This is a genomic window from Actinomadura sp. DC4 (genome assembly GCF_030406325.1).
Taxonomy (GTDB): Bacteria; Actinomycetota; Actinomycetes; order Streptosporangiales; family Streptosporangiaceae; genus Actinoallomurus.
The window spans coordinates 24,770-51,737 of the sequence record NZ_JAUEQY010000004.1; the positions used below are offsets into that span (position 1 = coordinate 24,770).

At 71.8% G+C, this 26,968-nt stretch carries 29 protein-coding genes and 1 tRNA gene; 15 read left to right on the forward strand and 15 right to left on the reverse strand.

Annotated elements, in window-relative coordinates:
• From glp to QWU11_RS07460, 6 genes are all read left to right on the forward strand, one after another.
• Window positions 1-1,209 carry a gephyrin-like molybdotransferase Glp gene (gene glp, locus QWU11_RS07435; RefSeq protein ID WP_290104301.1) on the forward strand — a complete coding sequence of 403 codons (1,209 nt, stop codon included), beginning with the start codon at window positions 1-3 and terminating at the stop codon, window positions 1,207-1,209.
• On the forward strand, window positions 1,206-1,691 hold the full coding sequence (gene moaC / locus QWU11_RS07440) for a cyclic pyranopterin monophosphate synthase MoaC (protein WP_290104302.1): 486 nt from the start codon (window positions 1,206-1,208) through the stop codon (window positions 1,689-1,691). The genes glp and moaC overlap by 4 nt, the downstream gene beginning before the upstream one ends.
• Window positions 1,688-2,170 carry a MogA/MoaB family molybdenum cofactor biosynthesis protein gene (locus QWU11_RS07445; RefSeq protein WP_290104303.1) on the forward strand — a complete coding sequence of 161 codons (483 nt, stop codon included), beginning with the start codon at window positions 1,688-1,690 and terminating at the stop codon, window positions 2,168-2,170. The genes moaC and QWU11_RS07445 overlap by 4 nt, the downstream gene beginning before the upstream one ends.
• Window positions 2,171-2,225: 55 nt before the next feature.
• A complete protein-coding gene (locus tag QWU11_RS07450; RefSeq protein WP_290104304.1) occupies window positions 2,226-2,840 on the forward strand; it encodes a GNAT family protein in 615 nt (204 codons plus the stop codon).
• A gap of 169 nt (window positions 2,841-3,009) precedes the next feature.
• The gene (locus QWU11_RS07455) at window positions 3,010-3,630 is read left to right on the forward strand and encodes a hypothetical protein (protein WP_290104305.1); all 621 of its coding nucleotides are present in this window, start codon (window positions 3,010-3,012) and stop codon (window positions 3,628-3,630) included.
• A 374-nt stretch (window positions 3,631-4,004) separates the two neighbouring features.
• Window positions 4,005-4,078, forward strand: a tRNA-Ala gene (locus tag QWU11_RS07460).
• Window positions 4,079-4,308: 230 nt separating this feature from the next.
• Here the strand turns inward: QWU11_RS07460 and QWU11_RS07465 are convergent.
• A complete protein-coding gene (locus QWU11_RS07465; protein WP_290104306.1) occupies window positions 4,309-5,019 on the reverse strand; it encodes a class I SAM-dependent methyltransferase in 711 nt (236 codons plus the stop codon).
• A gap of 216 nt (window positions 5,020-5,235) precedes the next feature.
• On the opposite strand from QWU11_RS07465, the gene QWU11_RS07470 reads away from it, so the two are divergent.
• The gene (locus tag QWU11_RS07470; protein ID WP_290104307.1) at window positions 5,236-6,342 is read left to right on the forward strand and encodes a hypothetical protein; all 1,107 of its coding nucleotides are present in this window, start codon (window positions 5,236-5,238) and stop codon (window positions 6,340-6,342) included.
• On the opposite strand, the gene QWU11_RS07475 is transcribed toward QWU11_RS07470, so the two are convergent.
• Together QWU11_RS07475 and QWU11_RS07480 are read right to left on the reverse strand one after the other, a co-directional pair.
• A complete protein-coding gene (locus QWU11_RS07475; protein ID WP_290104308.1) occupies window positions 6,302-7,192 on the reverse strand; it encodes a hypothetical protein in 891 nt (296 codons plus the stop codon). The genes QWU11_RS07470 and QWU11_RS07475 overlap by 41 nt on opposite strands.
• 12 nt (window positions 7,193-7,204) lie before the next feature.
• Complete coding sequence (locus QWU11_RS07480; RefSeq protein ID WP_290104309.1) at window positions 7,205-7,900, reverse strand: TetR/AcrR family transcriptional regulator; 696 nt, start codon at window positions 7,898-7,900, stop codon at window positions 7,205-7,207.
• 86 nt (window positions 7,901-7,986) lie between these two features.
• Between QWU11_RS07480 and QWU11_RS07485 the strand changes: the two genes are divergently transcribed.
• Window positions 7,987-8,865, forward strand: coding sequence for an NAD(P)H-binding protein (locus tag QWU11_RS07485; protein ID WP_290104310.1), 879 nt, complete (start codon window positions 7,987-7,989; stop codon window positions 8,863-8,865).
• A gap of 60 nt (window positions 8,866-8,925) precedes the next feature.
• Here the strand turns inward: QWU11_RS07485 and QWU11_RS07490 are convergent, their stop codons facing one another.
• On the reverse strand, window positions 8,926-9,255 hold the full coding sequence (locus QWU11_RS07490; protein ID WP_290104311.1) for a helix-turn-helix transcriptional regulator: 330 nt from the start codon (window positions 9,253-9,255) through the stop codon (window positions 8,926-8,928).
• A 96-nt stretch (window positions 9,256-9,351) separates the two neighbouring features.
• Here QWU11_RS07490 and QWU11_RS07495 point away from each other — a divergent pair, with 96 nt between their 5' ends.
• On the forward strand, window positions 9,352-10,350 hold the full coding sequence (locus QWU11_RS07495) for a zinc-dependent alcohol dehydrogenase family protein (protein WP_290104312.1): 999 nt from the start codon (window positions 9,352-9,354) through the stop codon (window positions 10,348-10,350).
• 24 nt (window positions 10,351-10,374) lie between these two features.
• Here QWU11_RS07495 and QWU11_RS07500 read toward each other — a convergent pair whose 3' ends face one another.
• From QWU11_RS07500 to QWU11_RS07550, 11 genes are read right to left on the reverse strand one after another with little or no spacing between them, the layout of a single operon-like run.
• Window positions 10,375-10,557 (reverse strand): hypothetical protein, encoded by a 183-nt coding sequence (locus QWU11_RS07500; protein WP_290104313.1) that lies wholly within the window; start codon window positions 10,555-10,557, stop codon window positions 10,375-10,377.
• A 14-nt stretch (window positions 10,558-10,571) separates the two neighbouring features.
• The gene (locus tag QWU11_RS07505; protein WP_290104314.1) at window positions 10,572-10,733 is read right to left on the reverse strand and encodes a hypothetical protein; all 162 of its coding nucleotides are present in this window, start codon (window positions 10,731-10,733) and stop codon (window positions 10,572-10,574) included.
• A 31-nt stretch (window positions 10,734-10,764) separates the two neighbouring features.
• Window positions 10,765-11,616 (reverse strand): class I SAM-dependent methyltransferase, encoded by an 852-nt coding sequence (locus tag QWU11_RS07510; protein WP_290104315.1) that lies wholly within the window; start codon window positions 11,614-11,616, stop codon window positions 10,765-10,767.
• Window positions 11,613-12,389 (reverse strand): alpha/beta hydrolase, encoded by a 777-nt coding sequence (locus QWU11_RS07515; RefSeq protein WP_290104316.1) that lies wholly within the window; start codon window positions 12,387-12,389, stop codon window positions 11,613-11,615. Before QWU11_RS07515 ends, QWU11_RS07510 begins: the two co-directional genes overlap by 4 nt.
• Window positions 12,386-12,994, reverse strand: a complete 609-nt coding sequence (locus QWU11_RS07520; protein ID WP_290104317.1) for a LysR substrate-binding domain-containing protein — start codon at window positions 12,992-12,994, stop codon at window positions 12,386-12,388. Before QWU11_RS07520 ends, QWU11_RS07515 begins: the two co-directional genes overlap by 4 nt.
• Window positions 12,987-13,706: a DUF6182 family protein gene (locus QWU11_RS07525; protein ID WP_290104318.1), complete on the reverse strand. Its 720-nt coding sequence runs from the start codon at window positions 13,704-13,706 to the stop codon at window positions 12,987-12,989. The genes QWU11_RS07520 and QWU11_RS07525 overlap by 8 nt, the downstream gene beginning before the upstream one ends.
• Window positions 13,703-14,854 carry a hypothetical protein gene (locus QWU11_RS07530; protein ID WP_290104319.1) on the reverse strand — a complete coding sequence of 384 codons (1,152 nt, stop codon included), beginning with the start codon at window positions 14,852-14,854 and terminating at the stop codon, window positions 13,703-13,705. The genes QWU11_RS07525 and QWU11_RS07530 overlap by 4 nt, the downstream gene beginning before the upstream one ends.
• Window positions 14,851-16,257 (reverse strand): FAD-dependent oxidoreductase, encoded by a 1,407-nt coding sequence (locus QWU11_RS07535; RefSeq protein WP_290104320.1) that lies wholly within the window; start codon window positions 16,255-16,257, stop codon window positions 14,851-14,853. Before QWU11_RS07535 ends, QWU11_RS07530 begins: the two co-directional genes overlap by 4 nt.
• 3 nt (window positions 16,258-16,260) lie before the next feature.
• Window positions 16,261-17,142, reverse strand: a complete 882-nt coding sequence (locus QWU11_RS07540) for an SAM-dependent methyltransferase (protein WP_290104321.1) — start codon at window positions 17,140-17,142, stop codon at window positions 16,261-16,263.
• Entirely contained in the window at window positions 17,132-18,847 is a 1,716-nt protein-coding gene (locus QWU11_RS07545) for a GH3 auxin-responsive promoter family protein (RefSeq protein ID WP_290104322.1), read from the reverse strand. The genes QWU11_RS07540 and QWU11_RS07545 overlap by 11 nt, the downstream gene beginning before the upstream one ends.
• Window positions 18,834-19,487 (reverse strand): hypothetical protein, encoded by a 654-nt coding sequence (locus QWU11_RS07550; protein WP_290104323.1) that lies wholly within the window; start codon window positions 19,485-19,487, stop codon window positions 18,834-18,836. The genes QWU11_RS07545 and QWU11_RS07550 overlap by 14 nt, the downstream gene beginning before the upstream one ends.
• A gap of 249 nt (window positions 19,488-19,736) precedes the next feature.
• Here QWU11_RS07550 and QWU11_RS07555 point away from each other — a divergent pair, with 249 nt between their 5' ends.
• The 6 genes from QWU11_RS07555 (at window position 19,737) to QWU11_RS07580 (ending at window position 26,938) form a co-directional block, all read left to right on the forward strand.
• The gene (locus QWU11_RS07555) at window positions 19,737-20,759 is read left to right on the forward strand and encodes a glycoside hydrolase domain-containing protein (RefSeq protein WP_290104324.1); all 1,023 of its coding nucleotides are present in this window, start codon (window positions 19,737-19,739) and stop codon (window positions 20,757-20,759) included.
• 714 nt (window positions 20,760-21,473) lie between these two features.
• Window positions 21,474-22,760: an iron-containing redox enzyme family protein gene (locus tag QWU11_RS07560; RefSeq protein ID WP_290104325.1), complete on the forward strand. Its 1,287-nt coding sequence runs from the start codon at window positions 21,474-21,476 to the stop codon at window positions 22,758-22,760.
• A gap of 123 nt (window positions 22,761-22,883) precedes the next feature.
• A complete protein-coding gene (locus tag QWU11_RS07565) occupies window positions 22,884-23,282 on the forward strand; it encodes a Rieske 2Fe-2S domain-containing protein (protein WP_290104326.1) in 399 nt (132 codons plus the stop codon).
• Window positions 23,283-23,313: 31 nt separating this feature from the next.
• The gene (locus QWU11_RS07570) at window positions 23,314-24,429 is read left to right on the forward strand and encodes a 50S ribosomal protein L11 methyltransferase (protein ID WP_290104327.1); all 1,116 of its coding nucleotides are present in this window, start codon (window positions 23,314-23,316) and stop codon (window positions 24,427-24,429) included.
• A complete protein-coding gene (locus QWU11_RS07575; RefSeq protein ID WP_290104328.1) occupies window positions 24,426-25,841 on the forward strand; it encodes an iron-containing redox enzyme family protein in 1,416 nt (471 codons plus the stop codon). The genes QWU11_RS07570 and QWU11_RS07575 overlap by 4 nt, the downstream gene beginning before the upstream one ends.
• Window positions 25,838-26,938 (forward strand): hypothetical protein, encoded by a 1,101-nt coding sequence (locus QWU11_RS07580; RefSeq protein ID WP_290104329.1) that lies wholly within the window; start codon window positions 25,838-25,840, stop codon window positions 26,936-26,938. Before QWU11_RS07575 ends, QWU11_RS07580 begins: the two co-directional genes overlap by 4 nt.
• The last annotated feature ends 30 nt before the right edge of the window (window positions 26,939-26,968 follow it).

Sequence of the window (26,968 nt, forward strand, 5' to 3'; positions counted from 1 at the left end):
ATGAAGACGGTCGACGAGCACCTCGCGGACATCCTGGCGGCGACGCACCGGCTCGCGCCGCTGGACCTCGCGCTGCTGGAAGCCGTACACGGCGTGCTGGCCGAGCCGGTCACCGCGCCGGTGAACCTCCCGCCGTTCGACAACTCCGCGATGGACGGGTACGCCGTCCTCGCCTCCGACGTCGCCGGCGCGTCCGAGACGTCGCCGGTGACGCTGTCGGTCGTCGGCGACATCGCCGCCGGCGACCAGGAGGCGTACGGCATCCGGGCCGGCCTGTGCGCGCGGATCATGACCGGCGCGCCGGTGCCGGCCGGCTGCGACGCCATCGTGCCGGTCGAGTGGACCGACGGCGGCACCGCCAAGGTCGCGATCCGGCGGCCGGCCGTCGCCGGGCACTACATCCGGCGCAGCGGCGAGGACGTCACCGAGGGCCAGGTCGTCCTGGAGCCGGGCACGCGCCTCGGCGCCGCCCAGATCGGCATGCTCGCCGCGGTCGGCCGGGCCCGCGTCGCCGTGCGCCCGCGGCCGCGCGTCGTGGTGCTGTCCACCGGTAGCGAGCTGGTCGAGCCCGGCTCCAGTGTGGGACCGGGCCAGATCTGGGACGCCAACGGCTTCGCGCTGACCGCCGCCGCCACCGAGGCGGGCGGCGTCGGTTTCCGGCAGGGCGTGATCGGCGACGATCCCCGCCAGGTGCTCGCCGCCATCGAGGAACAGCTCGGCTTCGCCGACCTGGTCATCACCTCCGGTGGCGTCAGCATGGGCGCCCGCGACGTCGTCAAGGAGGTGCTGTCCGGCCTCGGCACGATGAAGTTCGAGCAGGTCGCGATGCGGCCGGGCAAGCCGCAGGGCTTCGGCCTCCTCGACGACCACACCCCGATCTTCACGCTGCCGGGCAACCCGGTCAGCGCCTTCGTGTCGTTCCAGGTCTTCGTACGGCCCGCCCTGCGCGCGCTGCAGGGCCTGCCGCCGGACCCGCTGCCGACGGTGACGGCGCGCCTCACCACGCCGGTCTCCTCGCCCTCGGGGCTGCGCCACTTCCTGCGCGGCGCGCTCGTCTATCGCCACGGCGCGTACGAGGTGAGCCCGGCCGAGGGGCAGGGGTCGCACCAGATCTTCTCGCTGTCCTCCTCCAACTGCCTGATGGTGGTCGGGGACGACGTCACCTCGCTCGACGCCGGAGCTCCGGTGGACGTCATGATGCTGCCATGACCTCGCCGGGGGAGTTCTCGCACCTGGACTCGTCGGGGGCGGCCCGCATGGTCGACGTCTCCGCCAAGGAGATCTCGGTCCGTACGGCGACGGCGACCGGTTTCGTACGCCTGTCGGCGCCCTGCGTCGCGGCCCTGCGTGCCGGGAACGTCCCCAAGGGCGACGCGCTCGCCGTGGCCCGCATCGCGGGCATCCAGGCGGCCAAGCGCACCCCGGACCTCGTGCCGCTGTGCCACCCGATCGCGATCCACGGCGTCGTCGTGGACCTGTCCGTACGCGACGACGGCGTGGCCATCTCCGCGCAGGTGCGGACCGCCGACCGTACGGGCGTCGAGATGGAGGCCCTCACCTGCGTCTCCGTCGCCGCGCTCGCCCTGATCGACATGGTCAAGTCCGTCGATCCGGCCGCGGTCGTCACCGACGTGCGGGTGGAGGAGAAGACCGGTGGCAAGACCGGTCTCTGGCGGAGGGAGGACACATGAGCCGCGCCCTGGCGGTGACCGTGTCGAATCGCGCCTCGGCCGGGGTCTATGAGGACACCTCCGGGCCGGTGCTGGTGGAGCGGTTGCGATCGCTCGGCTTCGAGGTCTCCGGGCCGGTGGTGATCCCGGACGGCGACCGCGTCGAGGAGGTCCTGCGCGACGCGGTCTCGCAGGGGTACGCCGTCGTGGTCACCAGCGGCGGCACCGGGCTCACCCCGATGGACCTGACGCCGGAGATGACCCGCCGCGTGATCGAGCGCGAGGTCCCCGGCATCGCCGAGGCCATCCGCCTGACCGGCCGCGACAAGGTGCCGACCGCGATCCTTTCCCGCGGCCTGGCGGGCGTGGCCGGCCGTACGCTGATCGTGAACCTTCCGGGGTCGCGCGGCGGCGTCAAGGACGGCATGGACGTGCTCGCCGGCGTCCTGCGGCACGCGGTCGACCAGATCGCCGGGGGTGACCACCCACGTACCCCGTAATCGTTCTGGGATGGCGCGGAACGGGAGGTGGGGGAATCATGGGGGGGTGGATCGCATGCGGGGTTGGCCCGCCATCTTGGCCGAGGGCCCGGTGGGGCTCCGGCCGTTGCGTCTCCGCGACGCCTCCATGTGGCGCGAGGTAAGGATCCGCAACGCCGAATGGTTGCGTCCCTGGGAGCCGACGAATCCGGAGACCCCTCTGTTCCGGAGCGGTATCGGCCCCTACCTCGGCATGGCCCAGACGATGCGCCGCGAGGCGCGCCAGGGGCTGGCGTTGCCCTGGGTGGTCACCTACGAGGGCGACTTCGTCGGCCAGCTGACCATCGGTGCCATCGTGTGGGGCTCGGCCCGGTCGGCCCAGATCGGCTACTGGGTCGACAAGACCGTCGCCGGCCGTGGCGTGATGCCGACCGCCGTGGCCCTCGCGGTAGATCACTGTTTCTTCAATGTCGGGCTGCACCGCGTCGAGGCGAACATCCGCCCGGAGAACACCGCGAGCCGCCGCGTCGTGGAAAAGCTCGGTTTTCGCGAAGAAGGGGTCCGGCAGCGCCATCTGCACATCGACGGAGCGTGGCGCGATCACCTCTGTTACGCCTTGACCACGGAGGATGTACCCGGCGGCCTCATGTCCCGCTGGCGGGCGAGCACGCGGCAGGCTTTCCCCCGCTGAGGCGGCGGACGGCAAAAGCTTGGTCATCCAATGTTTATGTACGGCCCGATCTCGCGACACACCGCCCCGAATGCTCGTCAACCACTGACGGTGGGTCTTAGCGTGCGGGACGTGAGCGCGCGCGTATCCAAGGTCGGCGCGGGCCTGGACGCGGCAATGGGGAGGGCTGATGAGCAGCGCAGTCCTCTATCTCGCCATCGTTGCCGTGTGGGGCATCGTGTTGGTGCCCATGTGGCTGCGCCGCGACGGCGACGGCATCGGCCGTCTTCTGCATCGCCGCGCTGAGTCGCTGGAGGCCGAGGAGGAGTTCTCGGCGGCCTCGGAGTCCTCGGGTGTGGACGCTTCGGACTCGGGCTCGGTTTCGGGCTCGGTTTCGGTTTCGGTCTCGGGTGAGGAGGGCTTGGAGCCGGCCCGGCGGCGTCGCGTCACCCGCGGCGCGGTCATCGCCCGCCGCCGGCGCCGCACGCTGGGCCTGAGCCTGCTGACGGTGACGGCCGTGGTCACGACGGCCACCCAGCTCACCCCGTGGTGGTTCACCGTCCCGCCGGCCGTGCTGCTGGCGGGCCATCTGTCGCTGCTGCGCGTCGCCGTCCGCGTGGACCAGACGCGCCGGGTGGAGGCCCGCCGAGCCGCGGCCGCCCGGGCGGCCCGCCTCCGCCGGGCGGCAGAGGAACGAGAGGCGCGAGAGGCCGCAGAGGCGTCGCGCACGGCAGAGGTGATCGAACTCCCGGCCTGGGCTCGGGAGGAGGTCTACGACCAGTACGAGGACCGCCGAGCCGTCGGAGACTGACGTACCGGTTCGCTGGGCACGATCCACGGGGCCGGCCCCGGCCGGGACACGTGAGGCGAGTGAGGCGGCGTGTGCGGTCTGCGGCTGCGGCCCGGGGGTCACCCGCCCGTGCCCGTACGTGCTGCGGCTTCACTCGGTGAAGCACACCCCTCGAGGAGGCCCTGGCGACCGCCGCGGACCTGCTGAGGACGTCGCAGGGGCCGGCAGAGGCGATCGACTTCCCGGCCGGGGCGCGGGAGGAGGTCTACGACCAGTGCGAGGACCGCCGAGCCGCGGGGCACCGTGGTTCCGGCCCGGCGGGCCTGATCCAGGCGGATCAGGCCCGCCGGGATGCGCGGGGACTCCTGAATGTTTGCTAGCCTTACTGCGTTGTTGGGGCTGTAGCGCAGTCCGGTAGCGCACCTCGTTCGCATCGAGGGGGTCAGGGGTTCGAATCCCCTCAGCTCCACGAGTCGGGCCATCGTGTTCGGTGCCTTTTTGGCACCTTCCCGGTGGCCCGCGATGCTTTTCGGGGGGACGACCCCCCGTGCCCCCCGATGTGGGGGCTCCGCCCCCACGCCCCGTCCGGGCTGGGGTTGGTGGCACTGGCTCGGCCTGCGTTTCGGTGAGGCCGGCGCGCGTGACCACGCGCCCCGCTCACCCATTTCAGGCCGGTCCTCGCTTTGCTTGTCGCGTCGGTCAGGGTGTTTTGGCTTTGCGCGCCAGGACCAGGCGAGGGGCCGGGTCGTCGCGGCTCAGAGGTGTCAAGGGGACTGTCGTCACGGTGAATCCCGCCGTTGTCAGGTCGTCGCGCAGCGCCTTTATCGGGCAGGTGCGGTAGTACATGACGAACGGAGGGCGCCAGACGGCGTTTCGGAGTCGCATGGCCAGGTCGAAGGCCAGGAGCGCCCAGTAACGGCCCGACATGATGGGCGTCGGGGCGCCGAGCGGGAAGGCGAACAGGCCACCCGGTCTCAGGGCGCGGTGCACTCCGGCGAACAGCGCAGGCCGTTCGGCGGGCAGGAAGTGGCCCAGTGCTCCGAAGCTGACCGCCAGGTCGAAGGACTCTGTGAACGGCAGGCCACGGGCGTCGGCTCGTACCCACCGAACGTCCGGATGCGCCTCGCTTGCCTGGGTGAGCATGCCCGCGCTGAAGTCGACGCCCGCCGTACGCCCGTTGCAGAGACGTTCAAGGACTCCCACGCCCGCGCCGGTGCCACAGCACACGTCCAGGCCCTGGCCGAACGGGCCGAGGGGGCGCAACGCGCCGACGGTCGCGTTCAGAACGCCCTCCGGCGTGCGGAAAGGTGTGTGGTCGAACTTCGTGGCGAGCAGGTCATAGCCGCGCTCGACCGAGGACAACGCCTGGGCCGCCAGCTCCCGTAGAGATGGACCTTGGGGAGAGAACATCGGCCAAGGCTATTCACAACGTGCCGATGCCGACTCGTGACCTTGATCCGGCCGGTGATCCCCCGGCAGGTCAGCAACGGCGATATCAAGATCCACCGCGCGGCGGCGGCGCCTGCGAACCGGATGGGTTGGGCCGTACGGCTTCCGGCACGTCGGTGTGCGCTCGTATTCTCCCGGTAGTGATGCGGGGAGGGCTCGGCGATGAGGTCTCGGATCGTGAACTGGCCGACGGACGTCGAGACGGTCGGGGCGGCCTGCGGGCTTGGGTCCGTCGTCGGGGTGCATCGCCTCGATCACGAGCGCCGGCCGCTCTTAGCCGCGGACGTGCTCTACTGGGCGACGCTCGTCCTCGCGTTTCTCCTGTTCAGCCTACGTTCGGGGTGGCTGGGGGCGCTCGGCGCCGCGTTGGGTGCGATCTTCGCCCTCGCCCGGGGGAGCAGCGACGCGTGGGTCGAGTCGTTCGTCGTCCGGATGTGCGTCTCGCTGACGGCGCTCGCCGTACTTGTCGTGGTCGGCCTGGCGATCGGCGAGTCCGTACTTGTCGTGGTGTACCTCCTGCCGGGCCTGACCGCCTGGGCGCTGTCGCTCTGGCACCACCTCTACCGGGCGCACGCCGCCTGGATCTGCTGTACGGACGGCATGATCAAGACGGACGGGAACGGCACGTCGACCGTACGTTTCACCTGGCCCATGGTCTCGACCGTCCACTACACCTGCCGGCTCCGTACGATGCCGCACGCGGCGACCGCCGAGGGGTACGCGTGGTTCGCCACCGATGAGTTCACCCTGACGCTCGCCGACGGCACCGAGCACCGGTTGCACATCCCCTCCGGCGGTCCGCCCGACCTCGTGATGCATGCCGGTCCGCCGAGTCCGTTCAGCACCACGATCGCCGAGCGGGTGAGCGAGGTTCAGGTCGTCGCGGCCCAGGCGCGGATCGACGCCGGCGAGACGGTCCCGTTCGGGCCGCTCACGGTCGGCGGCGACGGGCTGGGTACGACCGGCGGGCTGCTCGCGTGGCCGGAGATCGAGCGGGTCAGGGTCGACCAGTGGGCGATGAACGTCGTCTACAACCCCCGCGTCGAGGACGTCTTCCGCTATCTCCGGCTGTTCATCCAGGTCCGCACCGAGGCCGCCGAAGACGGACGCGACCCGCGCCCGTCGCGGTGGAACGTCGGAGAGGTCCCCGATGTCGCGCTGATCCGCCGCGTCCACGTCCCCGAGGGCGAACGGCTCGAATCGGCCGAGCTCGACGCGACGGACAGCCAGATTCCCAACCTTTTCACCCTGCTGCGTCTCTTCGACGCGTACGGGAAGCGCTGAACCCGAGCGGCTCGGGGAGGGCGGTGGGGGTGACGTGCCAGCGGCCGGGGACGACCGCTCGTGCGGCCGCGAGGAAACCGGCCGCGGCCTGCTCGGCGTCCTCGCTCGCGAAGAAGAACACGCTGTAGCGGTCGGAGCGCCGGTCCGGAGGATCGGCTCCGTGCGCGATGGCCAGCTCCGGGAGCGTACGGTCGATCAGTTCGGTCTGCCCGGCATCGTGGGGTCCAGGGTGGTTCACCGTCACGGCACGGATGCCCTGCGACGCCCTCAGCAGGTCCGCGGCGATCGCCAGGGTCTCCTCCTCGACGGTGTACTTCACCGAGTGGAACCGCAGCGCGTACGGCTCGGGCCGGGTGACCCCGTGCCGCTCCAGGAGGGCATAGACCTGCTCCTGGCAACGGTCCGCGCGTGAGTCACCGGGGCCGCGCGTGATGCCGTACAGCGTCATGATCACCGGCCCCTTCACGTACGGGGCGAGCTCGGCGTCGGGCAGGTAGCGGCCCGCCGGCGGCTCGTGGTCGGTGAGCACCAGGCGGAGGCGGTACGGATCTCGCCCCTGCTGTGACGTGGGCTCCTGCGAGTAGACGAGACCGGCGACCCGGTCCCAGGGAACGCGGCGGCGCCGCCACGGCCGGATGACGGTGATCGCGTCGTCGTCGAAGCGCACCGCGACGAGCCAGGCCAGCTGCGCCACGTGCACCGCGAGCACGACGAGGATCGTCACGGCGATCCACCACGAGCCGAACACCACCATGAGAGGCGCGAGCACGGCGAAGCACGCGACGTCGACGAGCATCGGGAGGGCGTGCTCGTACCAGAGCGGATAGAGCCGTACGGTCGTCGGTGCCACGGTCACCCCCGGTCAGCGGGACGGGTCGATGATGCGGTCGAGCCACTCCTCCATGAGGCTGCGTTCCCGGCCGCTGAGGGCGGCGGACTTCGGCAGGACGGCGCGCAGCGCCACCGCGGCGGTGACCGGCTCGGGCGGCGTGACCGGCGGGGTGTCGGTCGTGATCGCGGCGATGACGGCCTCGCGGGCCAGTGTGGAGAGCTCCAGGTCGCGGCGGTCCTCGGGCAGGGAGATCAGGGTCACCGTCGTGCCGCGGCCCGTGGCCTGGATGAGGTGGGAGGCGCGTTCCTCGCCGACGCGAAGGCGGCCCGCCTCCGCGATGCGGTGGACGAGCGCGCCGAGGAACCTCTCGCCCGCGGCGGCGGCCGGCGGAGGGACCGCGCCGGGGCGGGGCTCGCTCATGATCAGGTAGAGGGCCGGGTTGGCCAGGCCGAAACCGACGTGAAGGTCCCAGCCGGCGCGGAGGTCCTCGACCGGGTCGGCGGTGGGCTCGCGGTCGGTCTTGCTCTTCAGATAGGCGGCGAAGCCCTCGGCCGCGACCGCGTCGAGCAGGCCCTGCATGTCGCCGAACAGCCGGTAGAGGGTCGGGGCCTGCACCCCGGCCGCGGCCCCCACCGCGCGCGTCGACACGGCCTGCCTGCCGCCCTGGGCGAGCAACTCGGCCGTGGTCGCGAGGATGCGTTCGCGGGGGCCGTCTTCGACATCCATGCTAGCGATGATAACAGAAAGGCGTTAGCGCTCAACTCGGAATCCTGCTAACGTCAATCTCGTTAGCAGCGATACGGGAGGTAGTCATGATCGTCATTACCGGAGCCAACGGCCGGCTCGGGCGGGCCATCGTCGAGGACCTGCTCGGGCGGGTTCCCGCCGGGGAGGTCGCGGTGAGCGTCCGCGATCCGGACCGGGCAAAGGAGCTCGGGGACAGGGGCGTCCGCGTACGCCGGGGCGACTTCGCCGACTCCGCGAGCCTCGCCCACGCCTTCGAAGGCGCGTCTCAGGTCCTGGTCGTCTCCGCCGACGCGGTCGGCGAGGAGGCGGTCGGCCGGCACCGTACGGCGATCGAGGCGGCCAAGGCGGTCGGCGCACGCCGGATCCTCTACACCGGACACATGGGCGCGAACCCGTCGTCGCCCTTCCTTCCCATGCCCGACCACGCCGCCACCGAGGCGGCGCTGCGTGAGTCCGGCGTCGCCTGGACCTCACTGCGCAACGGCTTCTACGCGTCCACGACGCTGATACTGCTCGGCGGCGCCCTGCAGACCGGCGAACTCGCCGCGCCGCAGGACGGTCCCGTCTCCTGGACGGCCCACGCCGACCTGGCCGAGGCCGCCGCGGCCATCCTGGCCGACGAGGGCCGCGCGGACGGCCCGACCCCACCGCTCACCGGTGCCGAGGCCCTCGACCTCGCCGACGTGGCGGCGCTCGCCTCCGAGCTCACCGGACGCCCGATCAAGCGGGTCGTCGTCACCGACGAGGAGTACCGGGCGAGTCTGGTCTCCCACGGCGTGCCCGAACCACAGGCGGAGATGCTCGTGGGAATGTTCGCCGCCAGCCGTCAGGGCGATTTCTCCCAGGTCGACCCGGCGCTCGCCGACCTGATCGGCCACCCGGCGACGCCGCTGCGTGAGGTCATGAGAGATGCCCTGCGCCCGACCGGCATTACAGCGCGATGAGCCGTTAGTTGGGCATCTTCCGGCCGAGAACGTCGGGGCGTATGACGCGGCACTCCGAACTCAGGTGACCCCGGTGGCGGTTGTGCGTGCGGCGGTGACGATGGCGTCCAGCAGGCCCGGGAATGCCTTGTCGATCTCGTCGCGGCGCAGGGTGTTCATGCGTGAGGTGCCGACGTAGTACTGCCGGATGAGGCCGGCCTCGCGCAGGACGTGGAAATGGTGCGTGGCCGTCGACGTGCTCACCGGGAGGTCGAAAGACCCGCACCTGAGGTCCTCGGGAGCGTCGCTGAGCTGCGTGACGATGCTCCGCCGTACGGGGTCGACGAGGGCGTCGAGCACCCGCTGGAACCCGATCGTCCGTACGTCGGGGTGCGGGGGAATGCGGTCCATGGCACCACCATACTACGATCGCCATCAAAGTTTGACAGCCATCGTAGTTCTGGGGTTGAGTGGCCCACCATTCCCCGACGGCGTGAGGACGAGGCGATGACCGAGACGGTGCGATTCCACGAGCTGGGCGGACCCGAGGTGCTGAGACTGGAGGACATCGCGGTCGGTGAGCCGGGACCGGGAGAGGTACGGATCCTGGTGGACGCGATCGGCGTCAACCGGGCCGAGGTGCTCTTCCGCTCGGGCCACTACATCGAGTCGGTGACGCGGTTCCCCGCGCGCCTCGGCACCGAGGCCGCGGGCGTGGTGGAGGCGGTCGGGCACGGCGTCACCGGGCTCCGGATCGGCCAGCCGGTCAGCACCGTGCCCGCGTTCTCGCAGAACGACTACGGGGTGTACGCCGAGCGAGCGATCGTACCCGCGGCGGCGGTGCTGCGCCGCCCCGAAGGGCTCGGCGCGGTCGACGGCGCGGCGGTGTGGATGCCGTACGTCACCGCGTACGGCGCGCTGGTCGAAGTCGGCGGGATGCGGCCCGGGGACACCGTCGTGCTGAACGCGGCGTCCAGCAGCGTCGGGCTGGCCGCCATCCAGGTCGTCGATCGCATGGGCGCCGTGCCGATCGCCCTCACCCGTACCGCCGCGAAGAAGGACGCACTGCTCAAGCAGGGCGCGGCGGAGGTGATCGTGACCGAGTCGGAGGACATCGCCGGACGGGTGATGGACGCGACCGGGGGGCGGGGCGCGGAGTTCGTCTTCGACGCCGTGGCCGGCCCGGGCCTGGCGGAGCTGGCCGGGCTGGTCGCCCCCGAGGGCACGCACCTGGTGTACGGGGCGCTGAGCGGCGAGCCGACGCCGTACCCCGGGATCGATCTCGGCATGCCCGCGCTGAGCATTCGCACCTACACCCTGTACGAGACGACCCAGCGGCCGGAACGCCTGCGCCGGGCGGCGGCGTTCGTGGCCTCCGGGCTGCGTTCGGGCGCCTTCCGGCCCGTCGTGGACCGCACCTTCGAACTGGCCGAGGTCGTCGAGGCCCACCGCTACATGGAGTCGAACGCCCAGATCGGCAAGATCGTGATCACCGTGACGCACTGAGCGCGGAGGCCGGAGGAGCCCGGCTCACACCGACGAGTCCAGCGCCACGGGCTCCTTCGGCAGCGGGGGCGCGCAGGCCGCCTGAAATGCGGTCGCCTCCTCGTTCACCCGCGTCGTGGTATCGGCGAGGCGGTCGAAGTAGTCCATGGACCGCCACTTCGCGACCTCGAAACCGCAGAACCCTGCGGTGCCGGCGACGAGTCCCATGGGCGAGAACGTGGTCACGAACACGAGCACGACGGCCGTGGGACATGGACGGCGGTCTGGGTGGAGAGGAACTCCGCCGGCGCCTGAGCGATCACCCGGCACAGACCGCCCGCCGCCCCGGCGAGCGTCGAGAAGCCGGTGACCGCCGGGACGAACCGCGAGGCGACGTACGTCACGAAGGTCTACGGGCGGGTCTACGGGCGGGGTCTACGGGCGGGTGGTCTCGCCGCTGACCGTGGCGGTGGACAGGACGTTGCCCTCGCAGATGTAGGCGTCCGGGTGGTTCAGCGGGTTGATCGGGTCGGCCGGGTCCAGGTAACGGCTCCAGTCCCCGCGGGCGCCCAGTGCGCGGGCCTTGCGTGCGATCTGGGCGCACGACGGGCCGTAGAACGCCTTCTCCACCGGCGACAGCGGGCCGTAGTGCTCGGAGAACACCGTCCGCTGCCGTACGCCGGTGAGGCCCGCCTCGCGCAGCCACCGGTACAGATCGCGGGAGCGGAGCAGCTGCGCCCCGTACCCGGGGACCTCCCCGGCCATCCGGAAGAAGTCCGCGAACATGTAGGGGTCGCCCGGCCGGGCCCTCACCACGCTGACGTCGATCTCCTTGACGGCGATCAGGCCGCCCGGCCGCACGACGCGGCGCATCTCCGACAGTGCCCGCCGCAGTTCGGCGTCGGACAGGTACTGAATCGTGTTGGCGCACCACACCGCGTCGAAGCGGTCGTCGGAGTAGGGCAGCCGCAGGACGTCGCCTTGGATCACGTCGCACGGTACGCCCGCGCCGTGCGCCCTCAGCCGGGCCGCCGTGACGTTCTCGGCGGTCAGGTCCAGCGCCGACACGTGGCCGCGTGGCCCCACCTGTTCGGCCAGGAGCGACAGGAACGATCCCGCGCCGCAGCCCGCGTCCAGGACGTGGGAGCCCGGCCGGATCCGCGCCTGGCGCAGGAGGAGGCCGTACGTCGGCCGGCACGCCTGGAAGTGCGCGTCGACGATCGTCGCGTTCGTGAAACCGAGGCCCGTCGACGCGGTGAAGCCCCAGGACTCGTGGTCGCCGGTCACGCCTTCCTCCTGACTCCGGGGGACAGCGCGGCGCGGCTCAGGACTTCCGCCAGCGCGGCGGTCACGGCGCCCGGGGTCTCCATCGGCGCCAGGTGACCCGCCTTCGGTACGGTGACCAGCTCCGCGCCGGGCAGGCAGTCCGCTACTTCCCGCGCTTCGGTGAGCGAGACGAGCTCGTCCTCCTCGCCCGCCACCACGACGCTCGGGACGTTCGTCGCCCGCAGCACGCCGAACGCCTCCCGCCGGTCGGCGATCGCCCGCTGGGACCACGCGATCGCCTCCGGCGAGGTGTTCTCCACGAGGCCCCGTACGGCGGCGACGACCTCCGGCCGCCCGCCGCGCGTCGTCGCGCCGAGCAGCGTCGGGATCGCGGCGGCCACCACGCGCGCCCGCGAGGCCGGGTCGAGGATGAGCGAGGCGAAGGCGCGCCGCTGCGCGGCCTCGGCGGGGGTGTCGGCCGAGGCCTTGGTGGACACCAGCATCAGCGCACGGACCCGGCCCGGATGACGGCGCAGGAACGCCATCGCGACGTACCCGCCCATCGACGCCCCGGCCAGCGCGACCGAGCCGATCTCCTGCCGGTCGAGAAGCGCGGCGAGGTCGTCGGCGGCCACGTCCAGCGACGGACCGGCCGGGCCGAGCGGCGTCGTGCCGTACCCCCGCTGGTCCGGGGTGAGCACCTGATGACCGGCACCGACGAACGCCCGCCGCTGCGCGGACCACATCGCCGAACTCGTCGCCAGCGCGTGCAGCAGGACGACCGGGGCGCTCATCGCCGGCTCCCCAAGAAGGCGGCCTCGGCGTCCGCGACGAATGCCTCGACGGACGCGTGCGAAGGGATCCAGGCGAGGGTGACGGGCGCCGGCGGCAGGTCGTGGATCGGGATCACGCGGATCCGGGGCGGTGCGACGTCCGCCAGCGACAGCAGCGAGATGTGCACGGCCTCCCCGCGTACGACCAGGTCCATCAGGGCCGCCGTCGTCGCCATCGAGTGACGTCTCCGTACCGTGCGCCCGCCGGGCGTCACCGGTGGCACCACCTCGTCCCACACCTGGGGCGGGAACGTCCCCGGGCACTCGAAGCCGTCGTAGTCGGCGAGCTCCTCGATCGAGACCGACGCGCGGTCCGCGAGGGGATGCGCGGCGCCCACGATCGCGGCACGCGCGTCGGTGTCCAGGATCGCGCTGTAGGCCAGGTCGGGCTCGCTGGGCGCGAACTTGGTGATCATCACGTCCAGCGAACGCGCCCGTAACGCGCGGAACGGGTCGGCGACGTCGTACTCGATGAGTGAGAACTCGCGGTCGCCTCCCGCCGCGCGCACGAGCCGCGTCGGGAGGTCGCGCGAGCCGTGGTAGCCGAACCGGATGTGGTCAGTCATGGCCGATCTCCTTCGTCAGACCCGCGAAGGCGCGGAGCCGGTCCGCCCTGCCCTCCTCGCCTCCGACGCGCAGCGCCGCGAACGGTTCGGTGACGCCGCTCAGCCGGGGCACCGGCCGTACGGTGAGCACGTCGCCACACGCGAGCAGCCCGTCGAGCACGGCCTCGCAGAGCAGGTGGTTGAGGTGCACCATCACCTCGGCCACGGTGATGCCGGCCACCGCGACGTACAGCGCGCGCCGCACCGGCGCCCGCACGGCGGACCCCGGCACCCCCACGGTCAGCGGCGCCTGCGCGGGCAGCGAGCCCGGCCCGTCGAAGAGCTTCAGCAGCCGCCGCAGCGGCATGAGCGCGCTCTCCTCGTCAGGGACGGTCCAGGCCGCGCCGCCGTCCTCGCTGACGTGCGCGAAGGAGAACCGGTCCGCGAGGTTGCCCGGATTGCCCGCCAGGAAGATCGTCCGGGTGAACGAGCGCCGCCACGCGGGCACCAGTGAGGGCGGCAGGCCGGCCGCGTACGCGCAGGTGCCGCGGATCCAGGGGAGGAGGTCGAAGCGCCCGACGACCGAGACCGCCATGACCTCCGCGCCGACCTCCCGCTGCACGGCGGCCAGGCCCGAGACGGTGGACAGGTCGCGGCCGTGGGCCAGGTCGGGGCGCGCGGCGCGGAGCCGGCGCACCGCCTCGTCGCGGAGGAGTTCGGGGCCGATGGTCACGTGAACACCCCTGCGAGCAGTTCGCGTACGGGCCCGCGGGGCCGGGCGGCGAGCAGGCCGGAGGTGAGCCGGTACGGGTCGACGTAGGAGTGCTCGCCCCGATGCCGCTCCAGGGCGCCGGCGATCGAGCCGGACCCGTCCGGCCCGGACAGCAGCCGCTCCGCGCGCCGCAGGCAACGGCGCAGCAGGTCGCCGCGGAAGGAGTTGCGGTCGCCGGGTCCGAGCGTCGCGATGAAGTACATCCGCATGCCGAGCCGTACGGCCTCCGGGTCATACGACGCCGCGGCGTCGAGTAGCGCGCCGGCGGTGTGGCCGCGCCATTCGCCGTGGCGGGCCGAGCGGATCCGGCCCTCGATCGGCACCCGGCCGAGCGCGACCCGGTGGGCGCGGACGCCGAGCGGCTCCAGCGCGCGTGCCAGCAGCAGATAGTCCTGTTCCAGCTCACGGTCGTACAGCAGCACGACCTCGTCATACGACGGAGCCAGCGCGAGGAGTTCGCGGAGCGCGCAGGCCAGGTAGTTCGGCCGCCCGTCGGCGGCGACGATCTGCCGGAGCGGGAGGCCGTCGCGCGTCGCGTCCAGGTACACCGGCCCGCCGTGCCGGCGCAGGTCCAGGCACATGCCGAGCGACCCGAGGCGGTCGATCATCTCGGCGAGCCCGAGCCCCGGGGGCTGGCGCTGGCCCAGCCCGGGGTCGTGCATGCCGAGACGCGCGTAGTGCGCCTGCCACAGCTCCAGCACCCGGGCGCTGGCCGGATGCACCCAGCCGTGGCGTTCGGTCGCCTCGACGTACGGGCGGCAGGCGGCGAACGGCGCGCGGTCGCCCGCCGCGCGGTAGCGGACGTACAGCTCGCCGATGTCCTCCTCGGAGCAGGTGGAGTAGTCGGTGTCGCCCAGCGTCCGGTCGAGGTACTCCCAGAAGCCGGCGGTCTGCTCGCAGACGTCGTACGTCGTGTGGCTGCTGCGGAGGGTGACGTCCGCGAGCAGCCGCGTCGCGCGGAACATCACGTCGGTCCAGAGCAGGCCCTTCAGGTGGCTCGGGAGGAGCGGCTTGGCCGGGGTGATCGTCACCGGCGCCAGCAGCACGCGCGGGCGCGGCGGCGGATCGGCGACGGCGGCGCGCCGCACCGCCAGAGTGCGCACCGTCATGACCCCGCCCCGGCCATGACGGTGCTGACCAGCTCGGCGCGCGTCGGACCGGGGGCGACCGGCCGGGGCGGCGCGCCGCCGAGCGCCCGGCGCACCCGGTCCTCGAAGGCCGGGTCGCCGAAGACCTCCGACGGCGTGCGCAGCCCCATCAGCACCCGGATGAGCCCGCGCCAGATGTACGCGTCGGTGCCGGCGACGGCGCCCACCGTGCGCATGGTCAGGCCGCCGGGGCGCGGCGGGGGAGGGTCGCCGGCCATGACCGCGCGCCAGCGCGCGACGCGTTCGGCGTCGTCCTCGGCCGCCGCCTCGAACCACGGCATGAACATCACGCGGGCGAGCCGGGCGGCGGCGCGGCTCTGCGCCGGGCCCGCCTCGGGATGCGCGGTCAGGAGGCCGGCGAGCCGGAAGGCGTGCGCGAGGGCCAGGGACACGCCGCGGCCGTACAGCGGGTTGGTGACGCAGGCCGCGTCACCGACCGGGAGCAGGCCCGCGACCGGGGAGGGGGAGACGGCCAGGGTGCGCAGGAGGTTCGGCGGGCAGGTGATCGGCCGGATGCCGGTGGCCGGGGTCGACACGTCCTCCGCCAGCCAGTCGGCCACGCCGGGGGTGGCCAGCGCGGCCGCGGTGAACGCGGCGGGGTCCCGGAGCGTGCGCATCATCCGGTCCTCGGGGAGCACGCCGAGCGCCACTGAGAACGTACGGTCATCGCCCGGGTGCAGCACGCTCGCGTAGTGGTCGCCGAGCAGGCCCGCCGCGTTGCCGCGGTTCAGCGCCGCCGCCCGGCCGTGCCGCCGGTAGAACCGGGAGAAGATCCGCAGTCGCGACGGGCTGGTGAGGTCGTCGGGCAGGCCGATCCCGGCCGCGCCGAGCCACGACCGTCCCGCGGCACGCCGCCCGGTGGCGTCGATCACGAGCTCCGCCGGGATCCGCGTGCCGTCCTCGCAGACGACGCCGGTGACGCGGGCGGCCTCGACCTCCAGCCCGCGTACGCACGCGCCGTGGCGGATCTCCACGCCGGGCAGGTCGCGCACGTGCCGGTAGAGGACGAGCTCCAGCGTGGGCCGGCGGCAGGCGAGCGAGACGAGCTCGTCATCGCCGGCGACGCGGCCCAGGGGGTACGGCGGCATGGCCTGGACGAGGTCGAGGACGACGCCGCCCGCCTCGACGGCGGCGGCGAGCACCTCGGGGGCACCGCGGCGCAGCACCGAGACGCCGAGCGAGGTCAGGGTGTGGGCGTGCCGCCAGCCTGGCACGGTGGGCCGCTTCCAGCGCTGGGCGACCGCGCCCGGTGGCCCCTCGGGCGGGGGCCCGCCGCGTTCGAGCACCAGGACCGTACGGCCCTGCCGGGCCAGGGCCAGGGCGGTGGCCAGGCCCGCGACGCTGCCGCCGGTGATGACGATCATCGCTTACTCGCCGGTGCGGGTGCCGTGCACGAAGAACACGCGGCGGACGCCGGTGTCGGTGCGCGGAGGTACGGGGTCGGGCCACCGGCCGTAGTCGGCCGTCGCGTCGCCGGGCTGGACGGCCGTCGCGCGGACGCCGTGGCGGGCGAACAGTTCCTCCGGCTCGTCGCTGCCGAACAGCCATGGGCAGCCCCACCCGGCGAAGACGTCGAGCAGGCCGCGCATGTTGGGCAGGGTCAGCGCGGCGGAGTTCACGATGTCGGCGGCGACGAGGCTGCCGGGCGCGGTCTGCGCCCGTACCCGGCCGAGGATGCGGTGGGCGTCCGGCTCGGGGATGTAGTAGAGGAGGCCTTCGAGCAGCCAGGCGGACCGGCGGCCGGGGTCGTACCCGGCGGCGGCCAGGTCCGCCTCCCAGCCGTCCTCGCGCAGGTCGACGCCGATCGCACGCCGGTCGACGACGGGTTCGGCGGCGCCGAGCACCTCGTCCTTGGCCGCCAGCACGACCGGGCGGTCGAGCTCGAAGAGGCGTACGCCGGCCGGCCAGCCCAGGCGGAACGCACGGGAGTCCATGCCGCACGGCGCGATGACGACCTGGTCCACCTCGCGTGCGGCGTCGGTGAGCCAGTCGTCGAAGAAACGGGTCCGGATCGCGTTGTAGTCCGGCGTGCTCGGCAGCGTCCGCGCCCGCCCGGGCGGGAAGGTGGCCGCGCGGATCTCTGCGAGCAGCGAGCGGCCGAGGTCGCCGGCGAACGCCGCGGCGTACGGGTCGGAGTAGAGCCGGTCCTCGCGCCGCGTCTCGGCCTCCCTCAGCGCGGCGGTCAGCAGCGCCGTACGCTCGATCGTGCCCAGGTTCGTGGCGTGGTTCGTGGCGGAGTCAGCCATCATCGTCCTTCCTTTCCGAGCCATCCGAGCCGTCGGCCGACCTCGTCAGCCGCCCCCACGCCTCCCGGTCACGCCAGAAGAGGCGGTCCTTGACCTGCGCCGGCCGCGTGCCCCGGCCGACCTCCTCGTGCCAGTTCCGCAGGAACGCCTCGCCGTCGAGCCGCCGGAGCGCGAGCGGGCCGAGACGCCCCGAGGAACGCGCGCGGGCGTACTCCGGCGCCTCGCGGCCGAGCGCCTCGTCGAGCCGTACGGCGAGGAGCCCCGACTCCTCCGCGGCGAACGGCGCCGTCGAGGCGAACGCGAACTCATACCTCGGCGGCAGGCCCTCCCGCGTCCGTACGTGGCAGGCGGCGTTGCGGACCTCCAGCCCGCCCATCTCCAGCGCGGCCGTCATCGCCCGTACGACCTGGGACTCGCGTAACCGCTCCCCGCACACGTCGGACAGAGTGCTCCGCCCGGCGTACTCCAGCCGCGGCACCCCGCCGGAGATGTCGGTGACGCGTACGACGTCGCCGACGGCGTACCGGTACAGGCCGCCGACGTGGCTGAACACCACGTGGTAGTCGTGGCCGGGCTCCAGCTCGTGGGGTTCGAACGTCGTCACGTCCGGGCCGAGGTCGATCGCGGCGGGCACGAACTCATAGACCGCGGCGGTCACCACCAGGCTGCCCGCCGCCCCGTGCCGGTCGAGTGCGACGCCCACCGGGCCCTCGGAGGCCGCCACGGGCGCGGGCAGCACGGCCACGCCGGCCCCGTACTCCTCGCGCAGGCGGGGCAGGTAGAGGGAGGCGAGCCCGCTCGTCCAGCAGAAGATGGCGCGCATGTTCGGCCAGACGTGCGCCGGGCGCGGGAGGGTGAAGCGCTCGGCGAGCCACTCCAGCTCCCGCGCGCGTTCGGGGTTCGGCGCGTAGTGCGGCAGGCCGTCGACCGTGCCGTCGTAGACGTCCTTGACGATGCGCGGCCACCACAGGCGCAACTGGTAGGGCAGGGCCGCGACCATGGCCGGGTTGATCCCGATGACGCAGCGGACGTCGCTCTCCACGGCGCGGCGCAGCCGGGCGTAGGACTTGCCGAGGTGGTCGTCGGCGGCGATCGAGGGCGGCAGCCCGGCCCACGGCGCCGAGGTGCCGGGCTCGGCGGACAGCGGCTCGCCGAACTTCTCGCCGAAGTCGACCTGGCTCGCGCCCAGGTGCGGCCGGCCGTCGGCGGCCCGGCGCACCACGGGCGCGGGGTCGAACTTGAGGTTCAGCACGGCGTCCGGCGCCGACAGGACGTCCGGGAAGTGCTCGATCAGCGGCGCCCACGCCGCGTAGAAGAACGGGAAGAACGTCGTGTGCATGAAGCGCGCCGTCACCGGCACCTTCTTGTGCGCGCCCGTGCTGCCGCTGCTGGTGAAGTACACGACGGGCTCGTCGGCGGTCAGCACGCCGGCCTCGCCGCCGGCCGTCCGCTCGATCCACGGCGACAGGGCCGCGTAGTCGCGGATCGGCACCGCCCGCCGGAAGTCGGCGAGTGTACGGACGCGCCCGAAGCCGTGCTCGCGGCCGAACGCCGTGTCCGCGTTGAAGTCCAGCAGGTCCGTCAGGACGTCCCACTGCCGCGCGGCCGGGTCGCGGAACGCGCGGCCCAGCCGGTCGCGTTCGGCGAAGACCCGTTCGCGGTAGCGCGCGATGTGCGCCGCGCCCCAGGGACCCTCAGCCCCGCTCATCCGCAAGCACCTCCCTGATGGCCCGTACGGTCTGGCCGACCGTGCCGCGGGCGTCGACGACGCTCACCGGAAGGTGCCGGATCTCCTCGAGCATGATCTTGCGCAGGTCCGCCTGGTACGCCGCGAAGGCGGCCTGCTCGGGCCGCTCGCCGTAGTGCTCCAGCGGGTTGAGGCCCGCCCCTTCGCCGCTGCGCCGCCAGGCGGTCTCATGCGGAAGGTCCAGGTAGAGCACGCGCCCCGGCTGGGGCAGCGAGCGCCACCAGGCGAACAGAGGACTCTCGCCCGCTCCCAGGAGCCGGCACTTGGCGAGGATCTTGTAGTAGTAGGAGTCGACGAGGACCGGGCCGAGCGGCCGGTACGCGGCGACCTGGTCGCGCAGGTGGACCACGGCGGTCTGCATGAGGCTGGCGGCGAAGTCGGGGGAGTACGCCGTGCCCAGCGCGGGCAGCGTCTCCGTCACCAGGTCGCGGCGCAGCCGGGCGATCAGCCGGTGGGCGGGGCCGAGGAAGGCGTCGTCGACCGAGAGGAGACGCCAGGGCGAGGGCCCCCCGGCGAGCTCGGTCATCACCGTCGACTTGCCCGCGTAGTCCGGCCCCAGTAGCACGCAGAACGGCGGGAAATCTCCCGTGTTCGCGGCCATGACTCCCCTTCCCCTTGCTGCCGGGCACCATGATCAGAGTCTCCGATCAGCGGGTTTTCGGTCATCTCCGGTATTGCGCTACCGAGGGAGCGAAGCCGTCTTGACGGTAAAGGCGGGTAAAAGCCGTAACTCTGGAGATCAATCACTGCTTGACTGAATCCTTGGCGGTATCTGACCGATCCCGGCCCGGGACCGCCCCTCGGAGGAGTGCCGTGACCGACGTCCTCGACGTGCTGGTGGTGAATCGCGATGCCTGAGGGGATCGACTACGCGTTCGGGCGCCCGACGATGGCCGCCCTGAAGTCCGCGGGGATCACCTTCGTCTGCCGCTACCTGTCCCACAGCCCGAGCAAGAACCTGACGTCGTCCGAGGCGCGGACGCTGACGGACGCGGGGATCTGGATCGTGGTCGTGTGGGAGACCACCGCGAAGCGGGCGCTCGACGGCCGCGCCGCCGGCGCCGCCGATGCCACCTCCGCGCGCGCCCAGGCCCGCGACTGCGGGATGCCCGACGACCGCCCGGTGTACTTCGCGGTCGACTGGGACGCCTCCTCGGGCCAGCAGAGCGCGATCAACGCCTACCTGGACGGCGCCGCCTCCGTGCTCGGCCGCGAGCAGGTCGGGATCTACGGCGGGTACGGGCCGGTGAAACGGGCGCTGGACGGCGGGCACGCCCGGTGGGCCTGGCAGACCTACGCCTGGTCCGGCGGTAAGTGGGACTCCCGCGCTCAGCTACAGCAGTACTCCAACGGCCACACGATCGGCGGCGTCGGCTGCGACTACGACCGCGCCGAGGCCGACGACTACGGTCAGTGGCGCGTCGGCGTCACGCCAGGAGAGGACGACATGGCCCTGGTTTGCAGCCTCGGCGTGGACGGCGAGCAGGTCGTCGCCGCCGGTGCGACCGGTGACGTCAAGTTCACCGTCGAGTACAGCGACAAGCACGGCCTGCACGGCGAGAACGGCCTGTCGGTCGTCATCGCTCCCGCCGCGTACTGGGTGGTGGCCGACGCGCTCGTCGACATCGACGGGCTGACCGCCGGGGCGCGGATCGACCTGGCCTGGACGCGGGTCAAGGACGACGGCACCTTCATCGACGATCCCTGGCGGCTCGCCTTCACGGCCGACGAGAGCGGCCGGATCCGCGCGCAGCTCGGCGGCCAGTTCGGGGTCGACGCCTCGAACCGCCTGCGGCTGCGTGTCTACAACACGGCCGGCGTCCCGGTGGCCGTACGGGACTGTCTGGCCAAGGCGTCTCTGCTGAAGTACTGACCTCTGCGGGGGCCTGCGCGGCACCCCGCCCGGCCGGATACGGCCACGGGCGGGCGCGAACCGATCGCACCCGCGAGGTGCGTTCCCGGTGGCGGAAGCTCCCCTCGGCGTGCTCTGACCCACGACATCACTGCTCTTGACTCCGGGTGTATACTGACTCGGCACTTTTCCGGCTCGGTCGGACGGATCGTACGGGCGTGCGTCCACGCAGGTGGGCGTGACGCCCCGTATCACCTGCTCCTTACCAGGTAGTCATTGGTTTCTGTCATTTCATCGCACGTTGAGCGGTTTGGTGTGACATGCCGGGTGGTCCGCGACACGGCGTCCGCGAATCTGGATCTTCGCCCGATTTGTGAGCTTTGTCCGGAAGTCGACTCGATGTCCGAAGTCTCGTGTCCGGAACGTTATACAGCGCCGCGCTTTTCGGATGTTAATCTGCCCGCCAGGTCGACATAAGAACGATCCGCGTTCTCATGTAATTCATCGATTGCGCTGCGCAACCGCGTTAGTGCCGCGCCCGAGCTGAAAGCCCTTGTGCCGCGTTATGCGGGTGACCCCCGATGGCGTGGTCGTCGTCTGAGCCCGACCGATTTACACCTGGTGGACGGCCATTAAATGACAATGCAGCATGTGTCGGTGCCGGCTGATGCCGGTATCGACTCCCTTTCCATGCGAGCTCTCTCCTTCGCTCGAAATCCACTCTTCACGGGTGACGTGCCGGTTCTGCACGGGCCCAATCCGTACCGGCGGATGCTGGTGCCCGACGCGCTCGCGGAGGTGGACTTCACGCGCCCGCTGGGCGCCGGCGACTGGCCGACCCACCGCTCGCTGGCGGCGCACCGCCTGCTCGGCACCTTCTATGAGGCCGAGACCGTCCTGCTCCCCGAGCAGGGGCTGACCGGGCTGCGCGGCGACTTCGACGCCTTCTACGGCGAAGAGCTCCGGCGCCTGCGCGAAGGGACCCTCTCCGACCTGGAGAGATTCGCCTTCGGCTGTCTCTCCGACGAGGTGGACGTCAGCGGGACCTGCACGACCGACGTCCTCGAGGCCTACTTCCAGCACGTCACGACCGAGTCCGAGCAGGGCGAGTCGCCGGCGCTGAACGCGATCGCCGCCGCGCGCCGTCCGGAGGTGGCGGCGGACACCTACCTGGTCCAGCTCGCGCTCGACGGCCTCACCGAGGCGTCCGCGATGTCGCGCAACCTCGCCGGGGCGTACGGGCCCGAACAGTCGGCGCTATTCAAGATCTTCATCGACGAGTTCGGCTACGGCGTCTACGAAACCAAGCACACGACGATTTTCGCCAAGATGCTGCGCAGTCGTGCCATGGCGACGCACGTTCACGCGTACTGGAACTTCTATCTCTCGGGGCCGCTGGCCACGAACAACTACTATTACTACCTTTCTCGCGATCATGCGAAGTTCTTTCGCTATGCCGGTGCGGTCACCTATGCGGAAGCGGTTTTCGCTCCCGCATTCGTGAAGATGATTAAGACGTATCGCGAGATCTTCGGCGACGACGTCGACCTGCATTACTGCGACGAGCACGCCCATATCGACGAGCACCACGGGCGGATCACCCGTGACCAGGTGCTTCTCGCCCTGGCCGAACGGCACGGACCGGGCGTGGTGCCGGAGCTGATGCGCGGCATCGCCGAGGCACGCCTCATCGGCGGCTGGTTCGAGGAGGACACCGCCGCGCAGATCCGCTGGGCGGACGACATCCCGCACCACCGCGAGCTCGGCGCGGCGGCCGAGCACGCCGGCGAGCCGCAGTACGTCGTCCGGACCGCCGAGAGCCCGTTCGGCACCCGCAGCCACGACCGGGAGGCCGTGCTGGTGCTGGAGCGCGGCGAGGCCGACCTCGTCACCAGCGCGACCGGCGAGCCCGAACGGCTCGTGCGCGGCGACGCCGTGCTCATCCCCGCCGGACGGGTCTACGGCGTCAGCGCCGTCTCACCCGAGTGCCGGTACCTCCTCCACGACACGGCCAGGCCCTAGGCCTACCTCTCCCGCCATCGGGTCGCGCCTCGCGGCGCGTCCCGGCCCCGGCCTGCCCGCGTCCACCGGGGCGGCGCCGAGCCCCGCCCTGCCCGAGAACAGAGCCGAGCCGAAGAGGAACCGATGAGTCGAGTCGTGGTGATGGACCTGCGGCGGCACAACACGGTGCTGGTGGGTCACGAGCGTTACTTCATCTTCGCCGCGGACGGGCGCAAGCTGCTCGTCCGCGACTGGTGCCCCCACCGCGGCGGGCCGCTCAGCCTCAGCCGCCAGACCGCCGACGGCCGGCGGCTGGTCTGTCCCTGGCACGGCACCAAGGTCGGCACGGCGGCGGTCAAGCGCACGTCCGTGCCGATGGTCCGCAGCGGCGACGAGGCCGTCGTCCTGCTCACCGGCACGGAGGCCGACGCGCCGGTCACCGTGATCCACAAGCGCATTCTGGCCAACCTGCCACCGGAGGCCGAGTCAACGGAGACACCAGCCTGCCTGCCGGAGAGAGCACCGGCAGGCGCACACGAGTAGTCGATCGTCGGTGACGGCAAGGGGTGATCACATGGAAGAGAACGTCAAGAGCGCGAGCGTGGTCGACATCACCAAGACACGGGAGGAGACCGGCGGGCCGGACCTCCGCAAGCTGATCCACTGGGGCAACACGCTGCACGACGAGGGCCGCTACGAGGAGGCCGCCAGGGCCTTCGAGATCGCGCTCGACCTCGAGCGCGGCAACTGGCAGGCGCTCATCGGTCACAACCGGGCGATCCGCCGCAGCGTCCCGCGCTGGCACTGGGAGATGCTGCACGACGAGGAGCGCTTCGAGCTGTATGACAAGGCGATCCGCAGCGTCGTGACGCCCGAGCACCTGGTGCTCGACGTCGGCACCGGCTCCGGCCTGCTGTCGATGATGTCCGCGCGGGCCGGCGCCCGGCAGATCGTCGCCTGCGAGGGCCAGCCCGCGGTCGCCGACGTCGCGCGGCGGGTCATCAGGAAGGCCGGGCACGACGATGTGATCAAGGTCGTCCCGAAGCTGTCGTCGAGCATGCGGGTGCCGGACGACCTGCCCCGGCGCGCCGACCTTCTGGTCACCGAGACCGTCGACTGCGCGCTGCTCGGCGAGGGCATCCTGCCCACGATCGCCCACGCCCGGGAGCACCTGCTGACCGAGGACGCGATCATCATGCCCGGGGGAGGCCGCGTCTTCGCCCAGCTCGTCGAGAGCCCCTCGCTGCACCGCAAGAACCACGTGGGCCAGCTCTACGGCTTCGACTTCACCGAGTTCAACGAGCTGTCCTCCATCGAGTACTTCGACTCGCGGCTCCGTCACCACGAGCACCGCACGCTGTCGGAGCCGCTGGAGGTCTTCAAGTTCGACTTCTACCGGGACACCGCCGAGCCGCGGCGGGCCGAGTTCGTCGTGCCGCCGGCGGTGGCCGGCGTCTGCCACGCGGTCGTGTTCTGGTTCGAGCTGGAGCTCCTGCCCGGGATCCGCCTGACGAACTCCCCCGAGACGCCGCACACGCACTGGAAGCAGGCGGTCCAGTGCCTGCCGGTCCCCATTCAGGTCCAGCCCGACGAACCGTTGCTGCTGGACGCCAGACACGACGGCGTGAACATTCACTTCACCGCCGTCGCGAGCGGGGTCCGAACCGCCCCGGACGGAGCATCCGAATGACCATCACCACCACGGGGCTGGGCAGCCCGATCGAGGCGTACTGCGCCCAGCGGATCTTCCAGCCGGGCCCAGAGGTCTACATCGTGGGCAACCCCTACCACCGGCCGGTCAGCGCGGCCGGCGTCGGCGCGCTCGACTTCTCCTCACCCGCGACCGAGGCGGAGTTCCTCAGCCAGCGCCAGCTCGTCGCCGGCCGGATCCTGTGCAACGCCTACGAGAGCGACATGATCCTGCTGCCCGAGGCCGGGCTCGCCACGGCGAAGGGCGACTTCGACCTCTTCTACGACGACGAGGTACGCCGCCTGCGCGACACGATCCGGCCCGGCCTGGAGCGGTTCGCCTACTCCTTCCTCGACACCTCGGTCACCGTGCCGCCCGTACGGACCATCGAGGAGCTGCAGGCGTACTTCCTCGGCGAGGTCGGCGGCGTCGGCGCCCCGGCCGACCACACGGGCAACAACCCCGAGGTCGACACCGCGCGCCCGCTGAGCGGCACGATGCGCGCGATCGCCGAGTGCAAGCACGCCGAGGAGGCCGCCGGGCTGCACCTGATCCAGCTCGCGCTGGACGCGCTGACCGAGGCGTCCGCGATGGCGCGCAACCTCGGCGGGTCCTACGGCGTCGTGCAGTCCGAGCTCTTCAAGATCTTCAACGACGAGTTCGGGTACGGGCTGTACCCCGCGAAGCACAGCACGATCTTCAAGGGGATGCTCGCCAGCGTCGGGCTGCGCACCGACCTGCACGCGTACTGGAACTTCTACCTCAACAGCTCACTGATCGGCGTCAACTACTTCAACTGGCTCACCGAGGACCACCGCGGCATGTTCCGCTACATGGCCGCGGTGACGTACCTGGAGTGGCTGTTCGCCCAGGGCTTCGCCGACACCGGCGCCATGCTCCGAGCGGTCTACGGCGACCGCGTCGACACCAAGTACTGCGACGAGCACGCCCACATCGACATCCACCACGGCCGGATGACGTATGAGAACCTCCTGCTCGGCCTGGCTCGCGCGCACGGCGAGCTGGTCATCCCCGAGCTGGTCCGCGGCATCGAGGACACCAAGCTGCTCCTGCGTCTGGGCGATGAGGACTTCCGCGCGCAGATCCGCTGGGCGGACACGCTGGATGAGCACACCCGGCTCGGCGCGTCGCTGGTCACCTCGACGCTCGACGACGCCGACGCGGCCACGCTGCGGCCCGGCGACCCGTTCACCACCCGCGTGTACGACGCCGACCGCGTCATCGACGTGACCGACGGCGAGCTCGACGTCTACGCCTGGGCGACCGAGCGGCCGCACCGGATCGGCAAGGGCGACGCGCTGCTCGTCCCGCGCGGCCGGCTGCACGGCCTGACCGCGGTCTCGGCGTCGGCTTCCGTGGCCGTACGGACTCTCGAAGGGAACCCCAGGTGACGGAAAGCCCGGTCGGCTCGTACAACGAGTGGGACCCGCTGGAGGAAGTGATCGTCGGCGTCGTCGACGGAGCCGCCGTACCCCCTTTCCATCCGGCGATCGAGGCGACCGTGCCGCCGGAGGCGTGGGACTTCTACCGGCGCAACGGCGGCGGCGCGTTCCCGGCCGACCAGGTCGACGCGGCGCGCGAGGAGCTGGAGGAGTTCGCCCGGGTCCTGGAGGGCGAGGGCGTGACCGTACGCCGCCCGGACCCGGTCGACCAGTCGCGGTCCTTCAGCACCGCCTCCTGGGAGTCCACCGGCGGCTCGTCGCACACGTTCCCGCGCGACATCGCGCTGGTCGCGGGCGACCAGATCGTCGAGGCCACGATGGGCTGGCGGTCGTACTACTTCGCGACCCACCCGTTCCGCACGATCTTCAAGGACTACTTCCGGCGGGGCGCGGGGTGGGTCGCCGCGCCCAAGCCGGAGCTGACCGACGCCTCCTACAACCCGGGCTACGCCGACGCAAAGCCGGCCGGCGGGCCGTCGCCGGAGAACCCGTTCCCGCCGGAGACCTCGGTCATCACCGAGTTCGAGCCGATCGTGGACGCCGGGGACTTCATGCGGTTCGGCCGCGACATCCTCGTGCAGCGCAGCCACGTGACGAACCGGTTCGGCATCGAGTGGGTACGCCGCCTGCTCGGGGAACGGTTCCGCGTCCACGAGGTCGCGTTCGTCGACGACCACCCGATGCACATGAACGCCACGTTCGTGCCGCTGCGGCCGGGCAAGGTGCTGGTCAACCCCGAGCGGGTGCCCGAGCTGCCGCCGATGTTCGCCGGCTGGGACGCGATCGTCTGCCCGGAGCCGGCCATCCCGGCGGACCAGACCATGTACTTCTGCAGCCGCTGGATCGCGATGAACACCCTGATGCTCGACCAGGAGCGGGTGTTCGTGGAGGCCGGCGAGATCGAGCTCATCCGCCTCTTCGAGAAGGAGGGCTTCACCCCGATCCCGATCCCGTTCCGGACCGTGAACACGTTCGGCGGCGGGTTCCACTGCGCCACGCTCGACATCCGCCGGCGCGGCCCGATCGAGGACTACTTCACGTCCTGACCAGCACCGGTTGCCCGCCGGAGCGCTCCG

What these genes read in the sequence shown, in the direction of transcription:
- glp (WP_290104301.1), top strand. Translation starts at nt 1, where the DNA reads ATGAAGACGGTCGACGAGCACCTCGCGGACATCCTGGCGGCGACGCAC.
- moaC (WP_290104302.1), top strand. Translation starts at nt 1,206, where the DNA reads ATGACCTCGCCGGGGGAGTTCTCGCACCTGGACTCGTCGGGGGCGGCC.
- QWU11_RS07445 (WP_290104303.1), top strand. Translation starts at nt 1,688, where the DNA reads ATGAGCCGCGCCCTGGCGGTGACCGTGTCGAATCGCGCCTCGGCCGGG.
- QWU11_RS07450 (WP_290104304.1), top strand. Translation starts at nt 2,226, where the DNA reads ATGCGGGGTTGGCCCGCCATCTTGGCCGAGGGCCCGGTGGGGCTCCGG.
- QWU11_RS07455 (WP_290104305.1), top strand. Translation starts at nt 3,010, where the DNA reads ATGAGCAGCGCAGTCCTCTATCTCGCCATCGTTGCCGTGTGGGGCATC.
- QWU11_RS07465 (WP_290104306.1), bottom strand. Translation starts at nt 5,019, where the DNA reads ATGTTCTCTCCCCAAGGTCCATCTCTACGGGAGCTGGCGGCCCAGGCG.
- QWU11_RS07480 (WP_290104309.1), bottom strand. Translation starts at nt 7,900, where the DNA reads ATGGATGTCGAAGACGGCCCCCGCGAACGCATCCTCGCGACCACGGCC.
- QWU11_RS07485 (WP_290104310.1), top strand. Translation starts at nt 7,987, where the DNA reads ATGATCGTCATTACCGGAGCCAACGGCCGGCTCGGGCGGGCCATCGTC.
- QWU11_RS07490 (WP_290104311.1), bottom strand. Translation starts at nt 9,255, where the DNA reads ATGGACCGCATTCCCCCGCACCCCGACGTACGGACGATCGGGTTCCAG.
- QWU11_RS07495 (WP_290104312.1), top strand. Translation starts at nt 9,352, where the DNA reads ATGACCGAGACGGTGCGATTCCACGAGCTGGGCGGACCCGAGGTGCTG.
- QWU11_RS07500 (WP_290104313.1), bottom strand. Translation starts at nt 10,557, where the DNA reads ATGGGACTCGTCGCCGGCACCGCAGGGTTCTGCGGTTTCGAGGTCGCG.
- QWU11_RS07515 (WP_290104316.1), bottom strand. Translation starts at nt 12,389, where the DNA reads ATGAGCGCCCCGGTCGTCCTGCTGCACGCGCTGGCGACGAGTTCGGCG.
- QWU11_RS07520 (WP_290104317.1), bottom strand. Translation starts at nt 12,994, where the DNA reads ATGACTGACCACATCCGGTTCGGCTACCACGGCTCGCGCGACCTCCCG.
- QWU11_RS07530 (WP_290104319.1), bottom strand. Translation starts at nt 14,854, where the DNA reads ATGACGGTGCGCACTCTGGCGGTGCGGCGCGCCGCCGTCGCCGATCCG.
- QWU11_RS07535 (WP_290104320.1), bottom strand. Translation starts at nt 16,257, where the DNA reads ATGATCGTCATCACCGGCGGCAGCGTCGCGGGCCTGGCCACCGCCCTG.
- QWU11_RS07540 (WP_290104321.1), bottom strand. Translation starts at nt 17,142, where the DNA reads ATGATGGCTGACTCCGCCACGAACCACGCCACGAACCTGGGCACGATC.
- QWU11_RS07545 (WP_290104322.1), bottom strand. Translation starts at nt 18,847, where the DNA reads ATGAGCGGGGCTGAGGGTCCCTGGGGCGCGGCGCACATCGCGCGCTAC.
- QWU11_RS07550 (WP_290104323.1), bottom strand. Translation starts at nt 19,487, where the DNA reads ATGGCCGCGAACACGGGAGATTTCCCGCCGTTCTGCGTGCTACTGGGG.
- QWU11_RS07555 (WP_290104324.1), top strand. Translation starts at nt 19,737, where the DNA reads ATGCCTGAGGGGATCGACTACGCGTTCGGGCGCCCGACGATGGCCGCC.
- QWU11_RS07565 (WP_290104326.1), top strand. Translation starts at nt 22,884, where the DNA reads ATGAGTCGAGTCGTGGTGATGGACCTGCGGCGGCACAACACGGTGCTG.
- QWU11_RS07570 (WP_290104327.1), top strand. Translation starts at nt 23,314, where the DNA reads ATGGAAGAGAACGTCAAGAGCGCGAGCGTGGTCGACATCACCAAGACA.
- QWU11_RS07575 (WP_290104328.1), top strand. Translation starts at nt 24,426, where the DNA reads ATGACCATCACCACCACGGGGCTGGGCAGCCCGATCGAGGCGTACTGC.